This window comes from Nocardiopsis sp. NPDC058631 (genome assembly GCF_042716955.1).
Taxonomy (GTDB): domain Bacteria; phylum Actinomycetota; class Actinomycetes; order Streptosporangiales; family Streptosporangiaceae; genus Nocardiopsis.
In genome coordinates, this window is the sequence record NZ_JBHXQY010000118.1 from 1 (window position 1) to 19,020 (window position 19,020).

A 19,020-nucleotide genomic window follows, 5' to 3' on the forward strand; every position below is an offset into this window, starting at 1 on the left:
GCTTTGTCGTCAGCGGTCAGGTCCAGCGGCGCGAGTTTGGGTCCTGGTCGTACCATCACACAACTATATGGATATTTGAGACTCAGGACACTAGCGAGGTCACCGCATACGCCACGGTCCACGACGTCTTTTTGGTGCGTAGATCCCTGACGTGGCGGCGCACCCGCTCGGCCTGGGCCGCGTGCGGAAAAGCGGTTCGCCCGCCCAGGTCGATGACCTTGACGGTGCGGGTCTCGACTCGTCCCTGGCCGCGGTGCCGGGTGGCATCCAGCGTGGGAGCCTGAGCCCAGGGAAGCGCTTTGAGCTGATCGAATAGGGCCTTCTGGTTGCGTTTGACGGTCAACACGTAGTCGGCTTGTCCTTCGTCGACCAGGTGGGTGGCGGTATCGGTTTGGGTGTGCAGGGCATCGGCAGTGACCACGACGCCAGCCAGATCCAGCTTATCCAGCACGATGGCCAGGGCGTCGATCTCGCTGGTTCCCTCAGGAACCCGTACCTGGGAAACCAAGCGACGGTCCAAGGTCAGGACGGGGAGCAGGTGCACCGCCGGATCGGTGGGAGTGGCCGATCCGCGCAGGGTCTTGCCGCCCACGGCCACCGCGGGAAGGGTGTCGGGTCTGGTCAACGCGGCCAGGGCATCGGGGGCCAAGGCGAGCAGGACGCGGCGGAGGGTCGCAGGGGAGGGGGTGGTGCGCGCTCCCAGTGCGGGGCAGGTAATTCGGCAGCCCAGGCGGGTCAGGGTGTGCTGGGGTGCGGCGTCGGCCCACCGGCCGATGGCCCCGGCCAGCATCGCGGCCAGTGCGCGCAGCAGGATGCTGGCCAGGCCGTGGCAGCGGCATCGGGGTGATCGGGGGTCGTCCCGGCGGGTGAGCTTGCCGAGGAGGTCGACCGGGTTGGCGCAGGGCGTGCCAGCCTGGGGGTGCAACGGAGTCCCTTGGCAGTCAAAGATGTGAAAGCCCCTGATCTTCCAGGGGGCTCCGTTGCTTGTTGGTGAGGGTTCGAGCGGATCGCTATGGGCCTGTGATCAGCGCCGATGCCTCACGATCCTGACTTTGAAGCAGCCCTGGTCAAGACCCTGGCGAATACGTCCGGTCGACCCGCCAGGTCGGACGAGAGCCACTGTGCAATAATCCACGCGCGATCCCCCAATACCCCACGAACAGGATATTTCTCAGTGAGAATCGCCAAGCCGACTCGAAAGGTCGGGCTGACCATCGCCCTGGCTTCCATGGCCGTGATCCTTGCTCCCGCGTCCCCTGCTGCGGCTGCGGATTGGGATCGGAGTTGCTACGGCATCTCGGCCCCCTATAAAGCCATCAATGAAGTCATGGCGCAGGTCACCAAGAAAAGCGGATGCTCGAACGCGGCGATCTCCTTGCAGCGGGACCGCTGGTGGGGTTGGGAGACCGTGGACGAGGCCGTGCTCTCCGGTAGTTCCGCTACCACTTGGTACAACTGCAGCGGCACGGGAACCTACACCTACAAGATGGTCATGGCTGTCGATTACGGCGTCGCCAACTATGAAAGCGCAGAACGCCGCATTACCTGCTGAGGCGTCGGCGGTCGTGACCGCTGACCATTCGGTCATGAGTGCGAGGGTTTTTGTTGCCCGACGACTCGACCGTGCCGGTGCCGGTCCGGGGCGCGAAGACGGAGGCAGCGGGCCGGGAGGCCCCTCCTCCCGGCCCGCGCCGTCGCGTGTCCTGTCTGCTGCTCCCTACTCCCTGGTGGTGCCCAGCGGCATGTAGTCGTACATCGAGTAGCCCACGTGGTAGTAGACGTTGGTCAGGTTCGGCGGCCGGTACAGGACCGTCCGCTCGAACACCCCAGGGACGATCACGGCCTGCTGCATGGCCCGCTCGTCGATCTGCGTGTAGATCGAGGCGCGCTCCTCCGGGTCGTCGATGGTGACGACCTCGTCGAACCAGTCGTTGATCTGCTTGTCGTCCAGTTCGGAGATGTTGCTGTTGCCCGCCTGCTGGATGGCGTTGCCGTCCAGGATCTTGCTCATGAACCCGTAACCGCTGGGCCAGTCCGGCGCCCACCCGTACACGGTCAGGCCGAGGTCGTTCTCCTGCACGAAGTCCGGTGATCCGGCCTGGGTGTTGGTGTAGCTGTCCGACGGGTACTGCTTGATCTCCGCCTCGATGCCCACCCGGGCCAGGGCCTGCTGGAGGGCCTCGGCCGTGCTCACGTCGGCGGGCCGGTCCGCGCGGGCTCCGATCGCGGTGGAGAACCCGTCGGGCTCACCGCACTCCTCCAGCTTCTCGCGCGCCTTGTCCAGGTCCCCCTTGTTCTCCTCGGAGGGGTACAGGTTCATGCTGGGGTCGGATCCCGGCAGCGCGGCGGGCATGATCTGCGTCGCGATGTCACCGCCGGTGTCGCCGCCCCACGCCCGCTGGAGGGCGTCGTGGTCGGCCGCGAACATGACCGCCTCACGGCAGGCCGGGTCGTCCAGGGGTTCGAGGACGGTGTTGACGTTGACGTAGCGCAGCGTGTTGGTCTGCGGGTTGTCGACGCTGTGCCTCTGGTTCTCGTCGGTGATCAGCGTGCCCTTCATCGCCGGGCCCACACCGGTGCCGCCGAGGTCGACGTCGAGCTCTCCGTTGACCAGGCGCTGGTCGATCTCGTTCTGGTCGACCCCCAGCTGCACCTGGATCCGGTCGGGCAGCGCCTTGCGGGTCGGGTCGGTGGCCGGGTCCCACTGGTCGTTGCGCTCCAGGTCCAGCGACACCCCGGGACGGTACTCGCCGGCGAACTTGTAGGGGCCGGACGAGACGACGTTGCTCTGGTACTGCTCGCCCCTGTCGGCGTCGGCCGGGACCGGAGCGGTCTGGGGCTGGACCAGCACGTAGGGGAACTCGGAGAAGCTCGTGTTCAGATGGAAGACCAGGGTGTGGTCGTCCGGGGTCTCGATGCCGTCGAACCCGGCCAGCGGGTCGGCGTCGTCGGTGTAGGGCCCCTCGTAGTCCTCGCTGTCGGCCAGCAGCTCCTGGAAGTACTTGGGCCCGTTGGGCAGCGCCTGGTCGCCGAAGTTGCTGCGCGCGATGGCGTACTTGACGTCCTCGGCGGTGATCTCGGACCCGTCCTCGAACTTGAGGCCGGGTTTGAGCGTGACGGTCCACTCGGTGGAGTCCTCGTTGGCCTCCGGCATCGCCTCCGCCAGGTCGGGCTGGAGCTGGCTGCCGGCCTCCCCCGGCGCCTCGGTGTAGGTGAGCAGCGTGCGCGCGTAGTAGCGGGTGAAGTTCCAGCTGAACGCGTAATAGGTGTTGCCGGGGTCGGGTGAGTCGAAGTCCGAGGAGATGGCGTACCTCAGGGTGCCACCGGTCTGCTCGGACGGGTTGACGATCTGTGTCTCGGCCTCGTTGAACTCGGCGTCGGCCGCCCCTCCCCCGCCTCCGCCACCCCCGTCACCACAGGCGCTCAGCAGCAGTGCCGTGACCGCCGCGGCGGCCGCGGGCGCGGTCGCCCACCCGCGTCCCCGGTGCCGCCTGGACGGCCCCGCGTGCGTGAAGTGATGGGTACTCACCTTGCCTCCTGATCGGATTCGCTGGTGGGACCGTGCGGCGCACGGTCCGGGAAACGGGGCGTCCGCGGCCGGTCCGGGCGGGTCAGTCGGAGGAACGGGGGTCGAACGCGTCGCGCAGCCCGTCACCGAAGAGGTTGAACGCCAGGACGGTGATGAAGATGGCCAGGCCCGGGATCATCACGAAGTGCGGCGAGGTCGTGTAGAAGCGCAGGGCGCCCTCCAACATGCCGCCCCAGGTGGCGGTGGGCGGGTTGATACCGACGCCGAGGAAGCTCAGGGCCGCCTCGAAGAGGATGTTCGTGGGGATGAGCAGGGTGGAGTAGACGAGGATCGGCGTGACGAGGTTGGGCAGGATCTCGCGGAAGACGATGTGCGCGCTGCCCGCTCCGAGGCTGCGTGAGGCCTCGACGAACTCGCGCTCCTTGAGGGTGAGGGTCTGTCCGCGCACGATGCGGCCGATGTAGGGCCAGTTGAAGAACCCGATGATGAACACCAGCACGCCGATGCGCAGGTTGTTGCCGGAGAGTCCGAAGGCACCGTCCGGGATGACGCCGACGAGGGCGATGGCGAACAGCAGCAGCGGGAAGGCCAGGAAGATGTCCATGGCCCGGCTGATGACGGTGTCGACCCAGCCGCCGAAGTACCCGGCGACGACACCGAGTACGGTGCCGATGACGACGCACACCACGGTGGCGACGGTGGCGACCAGCAACGAGGTGCGGGCCCCGTAGACGATACGGCTGAACAGGTCGCGGCCGTTGACGGGTTCGACGCCGAGCAGGTTCTGGGCGCTGATGCCGCCCCACGGGTCGAGCCCCTGGGCGGGGTCGTCGGGGTCGCGCAGCACACCGCCGGTGAGCGGGTCGACCAGGTCCTGGTCGAACTGGTTGGGCGGGTGGCCGAACCAGGCGGCCAGCAGGGGCGCGCACAGGGCCACGAGGATGAGGACGATGACGATGATCCCGCCCGCCATGCCGACCTTGTCCCTGCGGAACCTCTGCCAGGCGATCTGGCGCAGGGATCGGTTGGCCGCGTTCGACGCTCCGGCGACCACCGCCTCGGGGTCGGCGTGCTGGGACGACTCGGGCGCGTCCATCGGCGCGGTCATGTGGCGCTGCCCCCATTATCGCTTTACGTAGTAGATCGACTACGCAAAGATCGCACGACTGACATGGGCGTTTCCAGCGTCCGCGCCGGGTCGCGACCGCCCTGTCCCCCACGGGACAGAACGCGAAGAAAGTGGCGGTGCGGCGCCGTGTCGAGCGGACCCGCCGCCCGGAGCGGTGTCCTACCGGCAGGTCCCGCCGCGGCTAACGGAGGTAGGGCAGCCGGGTGCGGTGGCGGTGCAGGTCACGGGCCAGCGGTGAGGGGTGCAGGCGCCGGGTGCGGCGGAGACGGGCCAGGTCGGCCCGGCTCTGGTGGGAGAGTTGGAGGTGGAAGTAGTTGACGTGCTCCAACACCGCGAACCCCCACAGGGCCACCCCCGGCCACAGGTGCGCACCGGAGGCGCCGGTGGCCCAGGCACCGACGATGACGGCGCCGCCCAGGGCGAACAGGACGAGGTTGAGGCGGCCCAGCGCCCGGAAGAGGCCGAGCCCGGCCGGACGGGGTGCGCGGGCACTGAGCTGGTGGACCTTGAGCCACCAGTAGGTTCCGCCCTCCAGGAGCAGCAGTGCGACCAGGCCGAGCCCGGCCGTGTTGGCGGGTCCGGCCGGCATGTCCAGGGAGCCGAGGAGCACCACCGCGATCAGGACGATGTTGGCGTGTTCCAGCAGGGCCAGGTTGCGTAGTCGTCGGATGAGCACGTCCTGATTGTCCTCCGGGCGGGTGCGAGGCAGGCCCTGGGGTCAGGTCGGGCGCGGTGTCCCGAGAGGCATCTCCCTGGCTCCGGTGTGCGCTCCACACCGCGTCACAGGTTCGGCCCGGCTTTCGTCAGCGCCATCAGTACGCCTTGAAGTCACTTCTGTTGCTCGGGTCCTCCGCGCGGAGTACTCAGGGACTCATCCCCCGGGTCGATGCACTGGAACAGGCGTGTGGGACACAGTAATCGTGTGTCTGAATTGATCACTACCCATAGCCTGGGCAAGACGTATGGAAGCCGAACCGTCGTCCAAAATCTCGATCTGCGTGTTCCAGAAGGGTGCGTCTACGGATTTCTGGGACCCAACGGGTCAGGGAAGTCGACCACCATGAAAATGCTGCTGTCATTGGTGCGCCCCACGTCCGGCGAGGTCCACATCATGGGCCGCCGCATGCAGCGTTCAACGCGCCGCGACCTGCTGGGCGAGATCGGCTCACTCATCGAGGCACCACCGGCCTACGCCCACCTCACCGGTCGCGAGAACATGCGTTTGGTGCAGCGACTCTTGGACCTCGGCAATGGTCAGGTCAATCGGGCCGTGCAGATCGTGCGCCTACAGAACCACCTCGACAAGCGGGTGCTCGACTACTCCCTGGGAATGAAGCAGCGCCTGGGAATCGCGATGGCGCTGGCCAGGGAGCCGCGCCTTCTGATCCTCGACGAACCCACCAACGGCCTCGACCCGGCAGGAATCGAGGAGATGAGGCACCTGCTCACACAACTGGCCGACGGCGGGACCACCGTGATGGTCTCCAGCCACCTACTGGGTGAAATCGACCGAACGGCCACCGTCCTGGGCATCCTCAGTAACGGCCACATGCTCTTCCAGGGCACACGGGAGCAACTGTTCGACCGGTCGGTCCCCGACGTGCTCATCGATACCCCCGCCCCCGAGCGGGCGGCCGCCCTGGCCGCTCGATGGAGCGCGAACCGTGACGGGGACCGCGTGCGGATTCCCGGGCTTGATCATGCCACTACGGCTCAGGTGGTGGCCCACCTCGTCAACGAGCGTGTTGCCATCCACGGCGTACGCCGTGAAGAGCAGTCACTTGAGGACGTGTTCATGGATCTGACCGGAGGACGGGGCCTGTGATCGTTCGCGCCGTGGTGAACGAGTTCGCCAAGCTGCGTCGTCTGCGTGTGGTGCCCGTCCTCGCCGTGATGGTCATCGGCGTGGTCGTTCTGTCGTGCGTCGCGTTCACCGCTCCCGGTTTCATGGACTCGGTCGACGACCCCGCCGCGCAACCCTGGCAGTGGCTGCTCGGGGGCATGGCGCTGGCAGTGCCGCTGGTCTCACCCGTCCTGCTGGCGGTTCTGGCCAGCCGACAGGTCGACATCGAGCACCAGGGCAACGGGTGGCTCTTCTCCCAGACCTTCGGGCTGACCCCCGGCTACCTGTGCCGGGTCAAGTTCGCTGCCACCGGCTCGCTCGTGGCCGTGGCCACCCTCGTCCAGAGCGCACTGGTGGTTGTCCTGGGGGTGCTGGTCGGCATCACGGTCGACTTCCCCGCCGAGCAGTGGCTGGGCTACACCGCCTCGATCGTGGTGGTGAACCTGGTGCTCTTCGCCCTTCACCTCCTACTGTCGGCGCGCATCCCCAACCAGCTCGTAGGGCTGGGCACCGGTGTGTTGGGTGTGTTCGTGACCCTGTCCAGCATCGGGATGCCCTCGTGGCTCACCCACTTCTTCCCCCCGTGGGGCTACTACGCAGTGGCCACGCCCGTTGACGCAAGCGGAGGGGGCATGGTCGCCCTCGACCCGCCCTACCTGAGCCTGCTGGTCCTCGGGACCGTGGGCGGCGCCGTGTTCCTGGCCGCCACCCGTATGTTCGACCGACAGGAGGCCTGACCATGGGAGTGGTCCGAGCCGAGTTCCTCAAGCTGAAGCGTTCTCTGAGCTGGGCCGTGGTGGTATTGCTGCCGCTGATGGCCGTCATCACCGGGGCGGTCAACACACTCGTCTCCGACCAGCGACTGGGTGATGGCTGGCACACCCTGTGGATGCGGGTCGTGGTCTTCTACGGCCTGTTCCCGCTGGCCGTCGGTGTGGCCGTGCTGGCCTCACTGGTGTGGCGGGTCGAACACCAGGGCGGCAACTGGAACGCACTGATGGGGCGCAAGGTGTCCAGCCTGGACGTGGTGGTCGCCAAGGCGGCGGTACTGGCCGCTCTGGCTGCGGCCATGCAGGCGGTGCTGTTGGGCGGTGTGATCGTGGCAGGAAAGCTGGTGTTCGCTCTGCCCGGCGTCCTTCCACCCCAGTACGTCCTGGTCAGCGTTGTCATCGTCGTGGCCTGCCTGCCGGTGGCGGCTCTACAGTCCACCCTTTCGATGCTCATGCGATCGTTCGCCACCCCCGTCGCCGTGGCTCTGCTGGGAGCGACCGCCGGGGCACTCCTGCTGATGACACGGCTCGACGCCCTTTCGATGATCCTGCCCTACGGTTTGATCAGCCGGGCGACTCAGTTGGGAACCGGGACATTCGCCGACAGCGGGTCGATAACCGTCGCAGCGGTGGTCGTCCCCGTGGCTGCAGCCCTCGCTCTCACAGCGGCGGTGCTCGCCGCAGCGGCGGCCGTCCTGGACCGCCTCGACATCCGCTGACACGATCCTTCCGCGTCGTAGGCCCCGGGCTCTGCCCGGGGCCTACGACGCGGCTGTGTTCTTCCCGTCTGCGCGGGTTGCAACCAGACCGGTTTCATAGGCGAAGATCACGGCCTGAATGCGGTCCCGCAGGTCGAGCTTGGTCAGAATACGACGTACGTGCGTTTTGACCGTCGTCCCGGACACGTACAGCCGGTCGGCGATCTCGGTGTTGGACCATCCGCGGGCCACCAGTACCAGGACCTCGCGCTCACGCGGCGTCAGTGCGTCAAGAGACTCGTGGTGCGCCGGGTTGTCCTCTCCTGCGGGAAGACGGTCGGCGAACCGGTCGAGGAGTCTGCGGGTGGCGCTGGGAGCCACCACGGCGTCGCCGGAGCGGAGGGAGCGGATCGCCGACAGCAGAGCGGTCGGTGGCGCGTCCTTGAGAAGGAAACCGCTGGCCCCGGCCCTCAACGCCGCATAGACGTACTCATCGAGATCGAAGGTCGTCAGAATCAGCACCCGCGGATGGGCAGCCGCGGCGCAGATGTGGCGCGCAGTCTCGACACCGTCCATCCGCGGCATGCGCACATCGACGACAACGACGTCGGCCTCAACGGTTTCCAACAGCTCCAGGGCTTCGACTCCGTCCCCGGCCTCACCGACGACCCGCATATCGGGTTGGGAGTCGAGGACCATATGGAAGCCGGCCCGCACCAGCTCCTGGTCATCGACGAGGACAACGCGGATCATCTCCTCCAACTGCTTGCCCGGGGAACCCATAGCTCTCCTTCTCGCCTCATGTGGTGCTGGACCGCAGTGGCAGCGATGCCACCACCTCAAAACCTTCGCCTGCACGAGGCCCCGCCCGGACGGACCCGCCGAACACCGACACCCGTTCGCGCATACCGATCAGGCCGTGCCCGCGGTCGTTGCCCTCAGCCCCGGTAACGGACGCACCCCACCCGTCATCGAGGATCCGTAGTTCCAGAGCGTGATCTCTGTAGTGCACACGCACCTGGACGCGGTTCACCCCGGGTCCGGCATGCTTGAGCGTGTTGGTCAGTGCTTCTTGGATTACGCGGTACGCGGTAAGTTCCACCCCCGCCCCAAGTCGGCGCTGGTGTCCCTCGACGGTGAACTCCACCGGCAGCCCCGCACCGCGCATCTGACCGATGACCTGATCCAACTGCCCGATCCCGGGCTGCGGCGTGTACTCCTCCTCGCCCTCGCGCAGGACCCCGAGTATCCCGCGCACCTCGGCCAGCGCTGCCCTACCGGTCGCCGCGATGGTTTCCAACGCGACCCTGGCCCGCGCCGGGTCGGCATCGATCGCGTACGTGGCACCGTCGGCCTGAACCACCATCACGCTCAGGCTGTGGGCCACCACATCGTGCATCTCCCGGGCGATACGCTCCCGCTCTTCGGCCGCCGCAGCCTGGGTGCGGGCGTCGCGCTCGCGTTCCAACCACTGCGCGCGCTCCTCCAAACCGGTGAAGTAGCGTCGACGGATCTTCACGTAGAGCCCGGTGACCCAGAACAGCAGGATGAGGAAGGTGTAGGCAACGAAGGCGTCCCAGTCGCCCCAGTCTGCGTAGGGGGACTGCACGATGGCCAAAACCAGACCAACCTCGACGACCCCCAGTGCGGTGAGCGCCCACGCCCATCGGCAGCGTGCCGCAACGGTGTACATGGCGACGACGACGGCGAAATCGGCGGCCATCAACCCCGCGCCCGACACCAGTTGCACTGCGGCCGCCAGAGCGACGACCGCGAAGACCACCGCTGGGAAGGTGCGCCGCAAGGTCAGCGGTAGTAGGAGCGCGAACGTGATGGCCAGGTGCAAGGGCGCGGGTATGTAATCGACGCGGTCTCCGTCGGCGTAACCCAGGATTGTGCCCAGACACAGCAGCAGAAAGGGAGCGACACTGAGGGCGTCGACGAGCATCTCGTGTTGCCGTAGCCACCGTCGCGCTCTGCCGAACATCCGATCAGTATAGTTTTCCGACCCCATCCGGGAATTCGGAAATGGAGGAGCGTCGGACCGGATATCCCTTCTGCGAATCGGCTACGGATCCGCCTGCTATCCGCCCCTCACTCCTGGCGGAGCCCTACGCCGCGGACAGTGCCAGACACCGCCCGCGCATCCCCGGGGCGTGGCCGTCAGGCAGGAGCCATACAACGCCCCCCCATGATCGGGGCGGGCACCGGCTTCTGACTACCGATGTGACGGGCTTGTCGGGAACCAGAACGCCAACCACCCCTTGAGTGATCCATATCATACAAGAAGTGTCCGATGCATCCCGTCACAAAGCGGCCGCCCCGACAGGGCCCCGGGGTCGCACGATCCCAGGCCACGGACGTTCCTTGTACCGCTGCATCACCATGCCGGGCCTCCGGCATACACGAGCGCGTCACCTTTATCTTGTAGATCTGCTGGTGGAGTTCTCTGCTGCCGGGGCGTGCGGTGAGCACACGCCCCGGCAGCCCGTGGGGAACACGACCGGGCCCTACGAAGCCGCCCCCGCGGCTCCGCCGTCGACCAGGCGCAGTTCGGGCCAGGACCAGTTGCGGCGCAGCCACCGGTCGTGCGACGCCACGACGACCGCGCCCGGTGCCGTGCCCAGGGCCTCCTCCAGTTCCTCCGCCAGGGCCAGGGACAGGTGGTTGGTCGGCTCGTCCAGCAGCAGCACGTCCGGGGAGTGCCCGATCAGCATCGCGAGTGCGAGACGGCGCCGCTGCCCCACGCTCAGCAGGCCCACCGGCCGGTCCAGGTCCCGTGGTGCCACCAGACCCAGGTCCGTCAGTCGCGGGGCGTCCGGCAGCGCCGCGTTCAACCCGTCGTAGAGCCCGCGCGGGGTCCGCTCCGGGTCGGAGAACACCACGTCCTGCTCCAGCAGGGCCACCGTCACGCCCCGCCGCCACAGCACCTGTCCCGACTCCGGCCGCAACCGGCGCCCCAGGGCGTACAGCAGTGTGGACTTGCCCGCCCCGTTGGGCCCGGTCACCAGCAGGCGACCGTCCGGGGGGAGGTCCAGGTGGTCGAGCCGCAACCGCCCCGGCACCACCACGCCTCTCAGGGTGATGGCGTTGCCGCCGGCCTCCCCCGGGTCGCGGGTCAGCGGCGCGCTGAACGCCAGGGGCCGCGGCGGCCTGCGGACCTGGTCGCGTTCCAGCTCGTCCAGCCGCCCCCGTGCGTTGCGGACCCGGCGCGACACCTGTTTCTCCACGCGTCCGCCGGAGAAGTCGTACGCCATCTTGGCGTTGTCGCGGGGAGCCCGGTCGGGGGCGACCTGCCGTGACGTGGTCCGCACCGCCTCACGCAGTCCCTTCAGGTCGCTCTGCTCCCGCTGGTAGCGCTGCTCCCAGTGTTCCCGCTCCAGCCGCTTCTCCTCCAGGTAGAACGAGTACGCGCCCCCGTAGTACGTGGGCCCCTGCACGGCGGGGTCCAGGTCCAGCAGGCCGGTGCAGACCGCGTCCAAAAACACCCGGTCGTGGCTGGCCAGCACCACCACCCCCGGCAGGTCCCGCAGAAACCCCTCCAGGAACGCCAGCGCCTGGTCGTCCAGGTGGTTGGTGGGCTCGTCCAGCAACAGGGCGTGCGGGCGGCGGACCAGCAGCGCGGCCAGGCCCAGACGGCTGCGCTGACCGCCCGACATCCGGCCCACCTGCCGTTCGGGTTCGATCCCGCCCAGTCCGAGGCCCGCCACCACCAGCTCGGCGCGCCGCTCGGCGTCCCACACCTGTCCTCTCTCTGCGTCGGCCAGAGCCTCCGCGTACGCCGCCAGCGCCCCCGGCTCCTCGGGGGCGCCGTCGAGCGCCACAGCGCTCCGCGTCAGCCTCCGCTCCACCTCCCTGGCGGGGGCGAGCGCCTCCTCCAGGACCTGGGCCAGCGTCGTCTCCGGGGGGTGCGGCAGCTCCTGGTACAGGAAGCCGGTGTCATCGGGCCGTTCCACCCGGCCCGCGTCGGGCTCCTCCTCCCCCGACAGCAGGCGCAACAGGGTGGACTTGCCCGCGCCGTTCTCGCCGACCAGCCCCAACCGCTGTCCCGGGGCCACGTCGAGGCCGACCCCGTCGAACACCACGTGGTCGCCGTGGACGCGGGCCAGGTCGCGGGCCCGCAGCAGCGGCGGACCACTCGTGCTCTGCGCTGCGGTGGGAAGCCGGGCCGGCTTGGTCGGGGTGGTGGAGGCCGGGGTGCCGCCCGGCGCGGGTGTGGATTCGTAGGTCACGGAGTGGGACCACCCTTCGTCTGGGGGTGGGTCCCGATGCCCGGCCGGTCCCGTTGCCTCCCGGGCGCGTGGAGCGCGGATCCGTGGAGCGCGGAGCGGTCTGCCGAAGGGCGGCGGACGCAGGGTCCGCCGCGGGCATCGAGACCGCACCGTGGTTCACGGGTACGCGGAGCGGGGTACCGGCTCAAGCCCCGGAGGGGCGAGCCCCGCACGCTCGGCGGATCGGTCTCGATGTCAGTTCAGCATGGTGGTCCCAGACTAACCGGACGATCCCTGCGCGGGCAAAGGGTTTTCGTGGCGCGGCGCGGCAGGGGTGGGGGCGGGCACGGTGGGACCGGGGGCGCAGGGGATCGCGACCGCCCCCGGTCCGCCTTCTTATGCCCTACCGCCCCCGCAGGGACCGGTAGCGCTCCACCAGGGAGGCCGTGGAGGTGTCGAGGCCGGGCACGTCCGCCCCTTCGCTGAGTGCGGGTTCGACCCGTTCGGCCAGGATCTTGCCGAGTTGGACGCCCCACTGGTCGAAGGAGTTGATGTTCCACACCGCCCCCTGCACGAACACCTTGTGCTCGTAGAGGGCGATGAGCTGCCCCAGGACGGACGGGCTGAGCCGGTCGGCCAGGATCGTCGTGGTGGGGTGGTTGCCCGCGAAGGTGCGGTGCGGGACCAGTTCGGGGGGCACACCCTCGTCGGCGACCTCCTCGGCGGTCCGGCCGAAGGCCAGCGCCTGGCCCTGCGCGAACAGGTTGGCCATGAGCAGGTCGTGCTGGGGCACCAGGGACGCGGGCAGGTCGGGGGCGGGGTTGGCGAACCCGAGGAGGTCCGCGGGCACGAACCGGGTGCCCTGGTGCAGGAGCTGGAAGTAGGCGTGCTGGCCGTTGGTGCCGGGGGTGCCCCACACCACCGGGCCGGTCTGCCAGCCGACGGGCCGCCCGTCCCGCTGCACGGACTTGCCGTTGGACTCCATGTCGAGCTGCTGGAGGTAGGCGGTGAACTTCGACATGTAGTGGCTGTAGGGCAGCACCGCGTGGCTGTGGGCGTCGAGGAAGCCGCCGTACCAGACGCCCAGGAGGCCGAGCAGGAAGGGCAGGTTGCGCTCGGCCGGGGCGGTGGCGAAGTGGGTGTCCATCAGGTGGAACCCGGCGAGCATCTCCTGGAACTGTTCGTGTCCCAGCGCCACCATCAGGGACAGGCCGATGGCGGAGTCGTAGGAGTAGCGGCCGCCCACCCAGTCCCAGAACTCGAACATGTTGCGGGTGTCGATACCGAAGGCCTCGACCGCGGGGGTGTTGGTGGACACCGCGACGAAGTGCTTGGCGATGGCGTCGCCGTCGGGTTTCTCCCCCAGCCCGTCCAGCAGCCAGTCGCGCGCGGCGGTGGCGTTGGTGATGGTCTCGACGGTGGTGAAGGTCTTGGACGCGACCACGAACAGTGTGGTGGCGGGGTCGGCGTCGACGAGCGCCTCGTGCAGGTCGGTGCCGTCCACGTTGGACACGAACCGGAACTCCAGGCCCCGGTCGGTGTAGGGGCGCAGCGCCTCGTAGGCCATGGCGGGGCCGAGATCGGAGCCGCCGATGCCGATGTTGACGATCCTGCGCACCGGCAGGCCGGTGTGACCGCGCCACTCGCGTGAGCGGACCCGGTCGGCGAAGTCGCCCATACGTCGCAGGACCCGGTGCACCTCCGGCACCACGTCGCGGCCGTCGTTCTCGATCACCGCTTCGCGGGGGGCGCGCAGGGCGGTGTGCAGGACGGCGCGGTCCTCGGTGGTGTTGATGTGCTCACCGCGCAGCATGGCGTCGCGCAGGTCCGCGACGCCGGTGGCGGCGGCCAGGTCACGGAGCAGTCCGAGAGTCTCGTCGGTGACCAGGTTCTTGGAGTAGTCGGCGTGCAGGTCGCCGACGTCGAGCGTGTACCTTCCGGCCCGGGACGGGTCGTCGGCGAACAACTCGCGCAGGTGGGTGGGGCCCAGGCGCGCACGGTGTGCTCCCAGTGCGGCCCACTCCTCCCTGCGGTCCAGGGGAGGGGCCGCGCCGGCCCCCTCTCCGGTGTCCTCGGTGCGAGGGAGGGGTGTGCTGGCAGACATCCGGTCGCTCCTCGTCGTCCGTGCGCTCTGGTGCGGGCGGCTGCGCACGTGTGATCGGTCCGCTGGACGCTCCCACCGTGCGACTGTGCCCGAAGGCGTGTGCGCCGTCCCGTCCGGGGACGTACGGCGCACAGCCCTAGCCTGCCACGAACACCCCCGTCTGAGGGGCTTTCCACAGCCCCGGTCGGGGGATTCCCCGCACCGGGGACGGGTTCGATCCGGTGCTCACGCCTCCTGGCGCTCGCGGCGCAGTTCGCCGACCTCGGCGCGCAGGAACTTGAGCTCGGCCAGGATCAGCGCGTGGCCCGGGTCGGGGCCGCTGTCGTCCGGGTCCGAACCGACCAGGCCGCCCGGCCCGTCGCCCGGCCCGCCCCCGCTCTGCTCACTGTCGTCCTTCTCCAGGGCCTCCACGGCGACGGCGATGAACAGGTTGAGCGCCACCAGGGTGGACACGAGCACGAAGACCACGAAGAACACCCAGGCCATCGGCTTGTGCTCCATCACGTCCTTGGCGATGTTGCCCCAGCCGTCGGCGGTGGCGATCTGGAAGAGGGTGAAGAGCGAGGTGGGGAGGTCGTTGAAGTACTGGGGGGAGACCTCCGCGAAGAGCCGTGTGGCCATGACCGCCGACACGTAGAGCAGCAGCATCACCAGGAACAGGATGGACATCATGCCGGGCAGTGCCCGGAACAGCCCGGACACGACGTGCCTCAGGGTCGGTATCACCGACAGCAGCCGCAGCACCCTGAGGACGCGCAGCACCCGCAGCACCGAGAACGGCCCGGAGGTCGGCAGCAGGGCGATCCCGATGATCACCAGGTCGAACCAGCTCCAGGGGTCGCGGAAGAACTCCGCCCTGTGGGCGAACATCCGCAGCCCCAGTTCGAGGACGAACAGGGCGAGGATCACCATGTCGAAGCCGTGGAGGAGGTCGCCGTGGGCCTCCATCACCCGGGGTGAGGTCTCGACGCCGAGGATGACGGCGTTGATGAGGATGAGGGTGACGACGCCGGCCTGGAACCAGGGGGCGTCGACGATCGTTCGGACCCGGTCGCGCACGGTCACGGGAGAGGGGACTCCATTCGTCATCTCGGACAGCAGCGCCAAAGTTTACCGTCCGTCACCACACGGATTTCCGCCCTTTTCGCCCACTACATCGGCCTTGCAGCCCCTTCTCACCCGCCCCACTGGCATCCCCTGCCCCGACCAGGCATGATCGGAAGTAGGGACCCAAGCGTGAGGGGGAGGCCGGTGAAAGGACGACCCGACGGATTCGACGCGGGGCCCTCCGGGCCCGTACCCGGGCACGGGGGCGACGTCGACGATGTGGACGCGGACATGGACGCGGGCGCGGCGGACCAGGACACCGCGGTGGCCGGGTTCCTGGAGGACCACCCGTACGGCCACCGCATCGAGGAGATCGAGGACCACGACACCCTCGGCATCGGCGCGGAGCTGGGCCGGGAGGTCCCCGAGCAGGCTCCCGACCCCGAGGAGGAGCGCTCTGCGGCGCCGGACCGTGAGGACCTGACGCGGATGCTCGGCGCGGAGGAGGTCGCGGACGGGATCCGTGACGGCGACGGCTGAGGCCCGCAGGGCGGGAGCCGGTTCGGTGCCGTCCGCTCCGCGTACCCCGGCGTCAGTCCCCGCAACCGCCGCTGCGCGCGAGATCGGTTCGGAGCCAGCGCTCCACCCGCAGGACGTGCACGGTGGCGGCGGCCCTGGCAGCGTCGGGGTCACGTGCCACGAGGGCCTCGTGGATGCGCTCGTGGTCCTCGTGGAGCTGCGCGGTCAGCCCCGCCTCCCGGTGGCCGGCCCACACGCGCGCGTTGAAGGTGCGCGAGGACAGTCCGTCGTTGACCGCCGCCAGGGTGGCGTTGCCCGTGCTGGCCACGATGGCCTGGTGGAACCCGAGGTCCGCCCCGGCGGTGTCGAGCACGCCCCCGTCCCGGTTCTCCCGCGCGGGGCGCGTGCCGCCCCGGGCGCCGCCGCAGTCCATCGCGGCGGCATCGTCCATGTGCTCCAGGAGCGCGCCGATGCGTTCCAGGTCCCGCGCGTCGGCCCGCGCCGCGGCCAGCGCCGTCGCGGCCGGTTCGAGCATCCGGCGCACCTGGAGGACCTCCAGGAGGGTCTGGCCCTGGGACACCTCGGCGAGTACGGAGAAGGTCTCCAGCAGGTCGGCGGGGCGCAGAGCGGTGACGTAGACGCCCGCTCCGTGGCGGGACTCCAGGACACCGAGCGTGGTGAGGGCGCGGATGGCCTCGCGCATGGAGCTGCGGGACACCCCGAGCTGGACGGCCAGGTCGCGTTCGGTGGGCAGGCGCTCGCCGGGGCCGACCTCGCCTCCCGCGATCATCGCCTTGATCCGCTCGACGGCCCTCTGGGTGACGGGCGTGCGCTCACCGCCGGGATCGTGGGGCACGGATCTCTCCAGGTCATCGGGGTCGGCCGCGCCGCGGGGAGCCGCCGCGCCCGTGCACATCGCACAGAGCGGTCATCATACCAATTCTGCTCGCTTCCCCGTGAATCCCCCCGTCTTCGGCTCGTTCACCCCGCGTTCGACCCCTTCCTGTGAAAATGGTCTGACCATTGCGCGTTGTCGGCGACCAGCTGCGCCGAGGGACGGGGAACACCGGTACCGGTACTGGTGGCCTCCGCGCGGTCGTTCCGCGCCTGCCCGCAGGAGGGCGTGCGGCACTCGGGGGCGCCCGTGCCCGCGGTGTGCCCGTGGGCGGCGTGGTGGCGGTGACCGGTTCCGACCGGAGGGCTACCGTGCTGGGATGCTGATCCGTCGTGCTCTGCCGGGTGACGGCCCGGGGATAGCCTCCCTGATCGTGGCCGCGGCCCCGCACTTCGAGGTCAAGGGCTACCCGGACGGCTACTGGCCCGAGGGCATCGTGGTCCTGGTCGCCGTCGAGGCGGGCGTCGTCGTGGGGTGGATCGAGGGTGTCGTGGACGGTGCCTACACAGGCCCCGGGTCGCCCGCTCCTCCCCCGCACGGGTACGTCCTGGCGCTGGTCGTGGAGGCGGCGTGGCGACGGCAGGGGATCGGCACACGGCTGCTGGAAGCGTTCGTGAGCGTGGCACGCGGCGCGGGGGCGCGCTGGGTGTTCCTTCTGCCCGAGGAGGGCGAGTACGTGGAGGGGCGCGTGGCGTTCTTCGACGCCGCCGGGTTCACTCCCGTGGCCCATCCCGGCAAGACGTGGCCCGCCATGGGCCGCTGGACCTGATGCCCGCGCACCCCGCGCGCCGCCTGTCGTCCGCACCACCGTGGGGTCGGTCGGACGCCCCTGAGGGTGATTGAACCGCGTTGTGCCCGGCAGCAGGGTGAGCGTCGTCGAAGCTGCAGCTCGCCTGACGGCGCCCACAGCCGTCCCCCGCAGCCTGAGGCATGGGATGCGCTCGCGCCCCGCGCCGCCACGGCGTGTTCACACCGAAGGACTGAAACGAGACAAAACCGAACGATGCCTCACACCAGTGCATTCATCTGTTAACAGGTCCGTCTTCTACCGCCGTTAGCGTCTCGTTCACTGATTTCGTGGCCGCGTGGCAACGCCAGGGGTGGAGGAGGGGACGGGTATGTCGCTGGACCCGAACATGTCCGACTCCTCACGCAACGCCATCAAAGTCCTCACCGGCATCGAGGTCCCCACCGCCGGACTCCTCCAACTCGGCCGCGCCTCCGAGATCTACGCCGCCCTGGACCAACGCCTGGGCGTCCTGGACGAACTCCTCAACCTCAGCCGCAAACACGCACGCCGCAACTTCGACGGCACCACCGCCGACCACTACGAACGCTCCCTGGACCAATTCACCAGAGGAGACAACAACTACGTCGGCTCCGCCCGCGACAACTCCACCACCATGTCCACCGAACTCTTCAAGGCCCGCGCCAACGTCGAGTACATGCACATGATGGTCATCGGCCAGTTCATCCAACTCCTGGTCGAGATCGCCTGGGCCATCGCCACCGCCAAATTCACCTTCGGCGCCTCCCTCAAGTGGATCCCCGTCTTCAAGGCCATCCGCAGCCTGGCCATGCGCCGCATCCTGACCTGGCTCCTGATCACCGTCCCCAGCCACCAGATCATCAGCCAGATCTTCGCCAGCATGGACAGCATCATCCAACGCATCCAGATCGGACGCGGCACCCGCCACCACCACGACCACAAACTCACCAAGAGCGCCCACACCGGCGCCGCCATCGAAGGAGCCCTCTCCGCCGTCTTCTCCGCCGGCATCGACGGCCTCTTCAGCAAACAACTCACCGACCTGTTCAACACCGGCCTCAAAGACCTCAAAGACCTCCCCGACCCCCCGCCCCTCACACGCACCGGCCCCGACGGCGCAGGACCCCCCGCCGGACCCCCCACTGGGCCCCCGCTCCGCGAAACCCCCCCACCCGGAGGCGGACCCGACGGACCCCCCGCAGGCCCACCCGCCGGGCCCGTCAAAGACGACCCACCGCCCACCGGCGGACCCGACCGCGACACCGACACACCCCCACCCGGCGGACCCGACGGACCCCCCACCAAACCCAAGAACGACCCACCCGCAGGACCCGTCAAAGACGACCCACCCACAACCAACCCCGACCGGGGGCCCGACACACCCGCACCCAAGGACACCCCCGCACCCACACCCGCACCCAAGGACACCCCGCTCCCGGCCCCCTCCCTCAACAAGGACCTGGCCACCGTCTTCGGACGCCACAACGACGAATTCCTCACCCCCTA

General features: G+C 69.0%; 16 protein-coding genes and 1 pseudogene. 7 read left to right on the top strand and 10 right to left on the bottom strand.

The genetic code is table 11. From position 1 onward, the window contains the following. Window positions 1-82 precede the first annotated feature (82 nt). Complete coding sequence (locus ACFWTE_RS26615) at window positions 83-925, bottom strand: ISAs1 family transposase (protein WP_378782657.1); 843 nt, start codon at window positions 923-925, stop codon at window positions 83-85. Between the two features lie 249 nt (window positions 926-1,174). Between ACFWTE_RS26615 and ACFWTE_RS26620 the strand changes: the two genes are divergently transcribed. Further along, on the top strand, window positions 1,175-1,552 hold the full coding sequence (locus tag ACFWTE_RS26620; RefSeq protein ID WP_378782658.1) for a hypothetical protein: 378 nt from the start codon (window positions 1,175-1,177) through the stop codon (window positions 1,550-1,552). A gap of 165 nt (window positions 1,553-1,717) precedes the next feature. On the opposite strand, the gene ACFWTE_RS26625 is transcribed toward ACFWTE_RS26620, so the two are convergent. From ACFWTE_RS26625 to ACFWTE_RS26635, 3 genes are all read right to left on the bottom strand, one after another. Then, window positions 1,718-3,529, bottom strand: a complete 1,812-nt coding sequence (locus tag ACFWTE_RS26625; protein WP_378782659.1) for an ABC transporter substrate-binding protein — start codon at window positions 3,527-3,529, stop codon at window positions 1,718-1,720. An 82-nt stretch (window positions 3,530-3,611) separates the two neighbouring features. Next, window positions 3,612-4,637 (bottom strand): ABC transporter permease, encoded by a 1,026-nt coding sequence (locus ACFWTE_RS26630; protein ID WP_378782660.1) that lies wholly within the window; start codon window positions 4,635-4,637, stop codon window positions 3,612-3,614. Window positions 4,638-4,839: 202 nt separating this feature from the next. Then, window positions 4,840-5,334: a hypothetical protein gene (locus ACFWTE_RS26635; RefSeq protein ID WP_378782661.1), complete on the bottom strand. Its 495-nt coding sequence runs from the start codon at window positions 5,332-5,334 to the stop codon at window positions 4,840-4,842. Window positions 5,335-5,580: 246 nt separating this feature from the next. On the opposite strand from ACFWTE_RS26635, the gene ACFWTE_RS26640 reads away from it, so the two are divergent. The 3 genes from ACFWTE_RS26640 to ACFWTE_RS26650 are packed head-to-tail and all read left to right on the top strand — an operon-like array spanning window position 5,581 to window position 7,990. Continuing rightward, the gene (locus tag ACFWTE_RS26640; RefSeq protein WP_378782662.1) at window positions 5,581-6,483 is read left to right on the top strand and encodes an ABC transporter ATP-binding protein; all 903 of its coding nucleotides are present in this window, start codon (window positions 5,581-5,583) and stop codon (window positions 6,481-6,483) included. Further along, window positions 6,480-7,238 carry an ABC transporter permease gene (locus ACFWTE_RS26645; RefSeq protein ID WP_378782663.1) on the top strand — a complete coding sequence of 253 codons (759 nt, stop codon included), beginning with the start codon at window positions 6,480-6,482 and terminating at the stop codon, window positions 7,236-7,238. Before ACFWTE_RS26640 ends, ACFWTE_RS26645 begins: the two co-directional genes overlap by 4 nt. Before the next feature lie 2 nt (window positions 7,239-7,240). Continuing rightward, entirely contained in the window at window positions 7,241-7,990 is a 750-nt protein-coding gene (locus tag ACFWTE_RS26650) for an ABC transporter permease (protein WP_378782664.1), read from the top strand. Window positions 7,991-8,032: 42 nt separating this feature from the next. Here the strand turns inward: ACFWTE_RS26650 and ACFWTE_RS26655 are convergent, their stop codons facing one another. The 5 genes from ACFWTE_RS26655 to ACFWTE_RS26675 all read right to left on the bottom strand — a co-directional run bounded on the left by ACFWTE_RS26655 (window position 8,033) and on the right by ACFWTE_RS26675 (window position 15,349). Then, window positions 8,033-8,722, bottom strand: coding sequence for a response regulator (locus tag ACFWTE_RS26655; RefSeq protein ID WP_378782670.1), 690 nt, complete (start codon window positions 8,720-8,722; stop codon window positions 8,033-8,035). A gap of 46 nt (window positions 8,723-8,768) precedes the next feature. Then, window positions 8,769-9,917, bottom strand: coding sequence for a sensor histidine kinase (locus ACFWTE_RS26660; protein ID WP_378782665.1), 1,149 nt, complete (start codon window positions 9,915-9,917; stop codon window positions 8,769-8,771). Between the two features lie 562 nt (window positions 9,918-10,479). After that, on the bottom strand, window positions 10,480-12,096 hold the full coding sequence (locus tag ACFWTE_RS26665) for an ABC-F family ATP-binding cassette domain-containing protein (protein ID WP_378782671.1): 1,617 nt from the start codon (window positions 12,094-12,096) through the stop codon (window positions 10,480-10,482). A gap of 487 nt (window positions 12,097-12,583) precedes the next feature. Next, entirely contained in the window at window positions 12,584-14,284 is a 1,701-nt protein-coding gene (pgi, locus tag ACFWTE_RS26670) for a glucose-6-phosphate isomerase (RefSeq protein WP_378782666.1), read from the bottom strand. Between the two features lie 225 nt (window positions 14,285-14,509). After that, entirely contained in the window at window positions 14,510-15,349 is an 840-nt protein-coding gene (locus tag ACFWTE_RS26675; protein WP_378782667.1) for an ion transporter, read from the bottom strand. Window positions 15,350-15,535: 186 nt separating this feature from the next. Here ACFWTE_RS26675 and ACFWTE_RS26680 point away from each other — a divergent pair, with 186 nt between their 5' ends. Continuing rightward, entirely contained in the window at window positions 15,536-15,871 is a 336-nt protein-coding gene (locus ACFWTE_RS26680) for a hypothetical protein (protein WP_378782668.1), read from the top strand. Window positions 15,872-15,923: 52 nt separating this feature from the next. Here the strand turns inward: ACFWTE_RS26680 and ACFWTE_RS26685 are convergent, their stop codons facing one another. Beyond that, complete coding sequence (locus ACFWTE_RS26685; protein ID WP_378782672.1) at window positions 15,924-16,640, bottom strand: FadR/GntR family transcriptional regulator; 717 nt, start codon at window positions 16,638-16,640, stop codon at window positions 15,924-15,926. A gap of 424 nt (window positions 16,641-17,064) precedes the next feature. On the opposite strand from ACFWTE_RS26685, the gene ACFWTE_RS26690 reads away from it, so the two are divergent. Then, a complete protein-coding gene (locus tag ACFWTE_RS26690) occupies window positions 17,065-17,514 on the top strand; it encodes a GNAT family N-acetyltransferase (RefSeq protein WP_378782669.1) in 450 nt (149 codons plus the stop codon). Between the two features lie 349 nt (window positions 17,515-17,863). Further along, a pseudogene (locus ACFWTE_RS26695) lies at window positions 17,864-19,020 on the top strand (hypothetical protein); the annotation flags it as partial.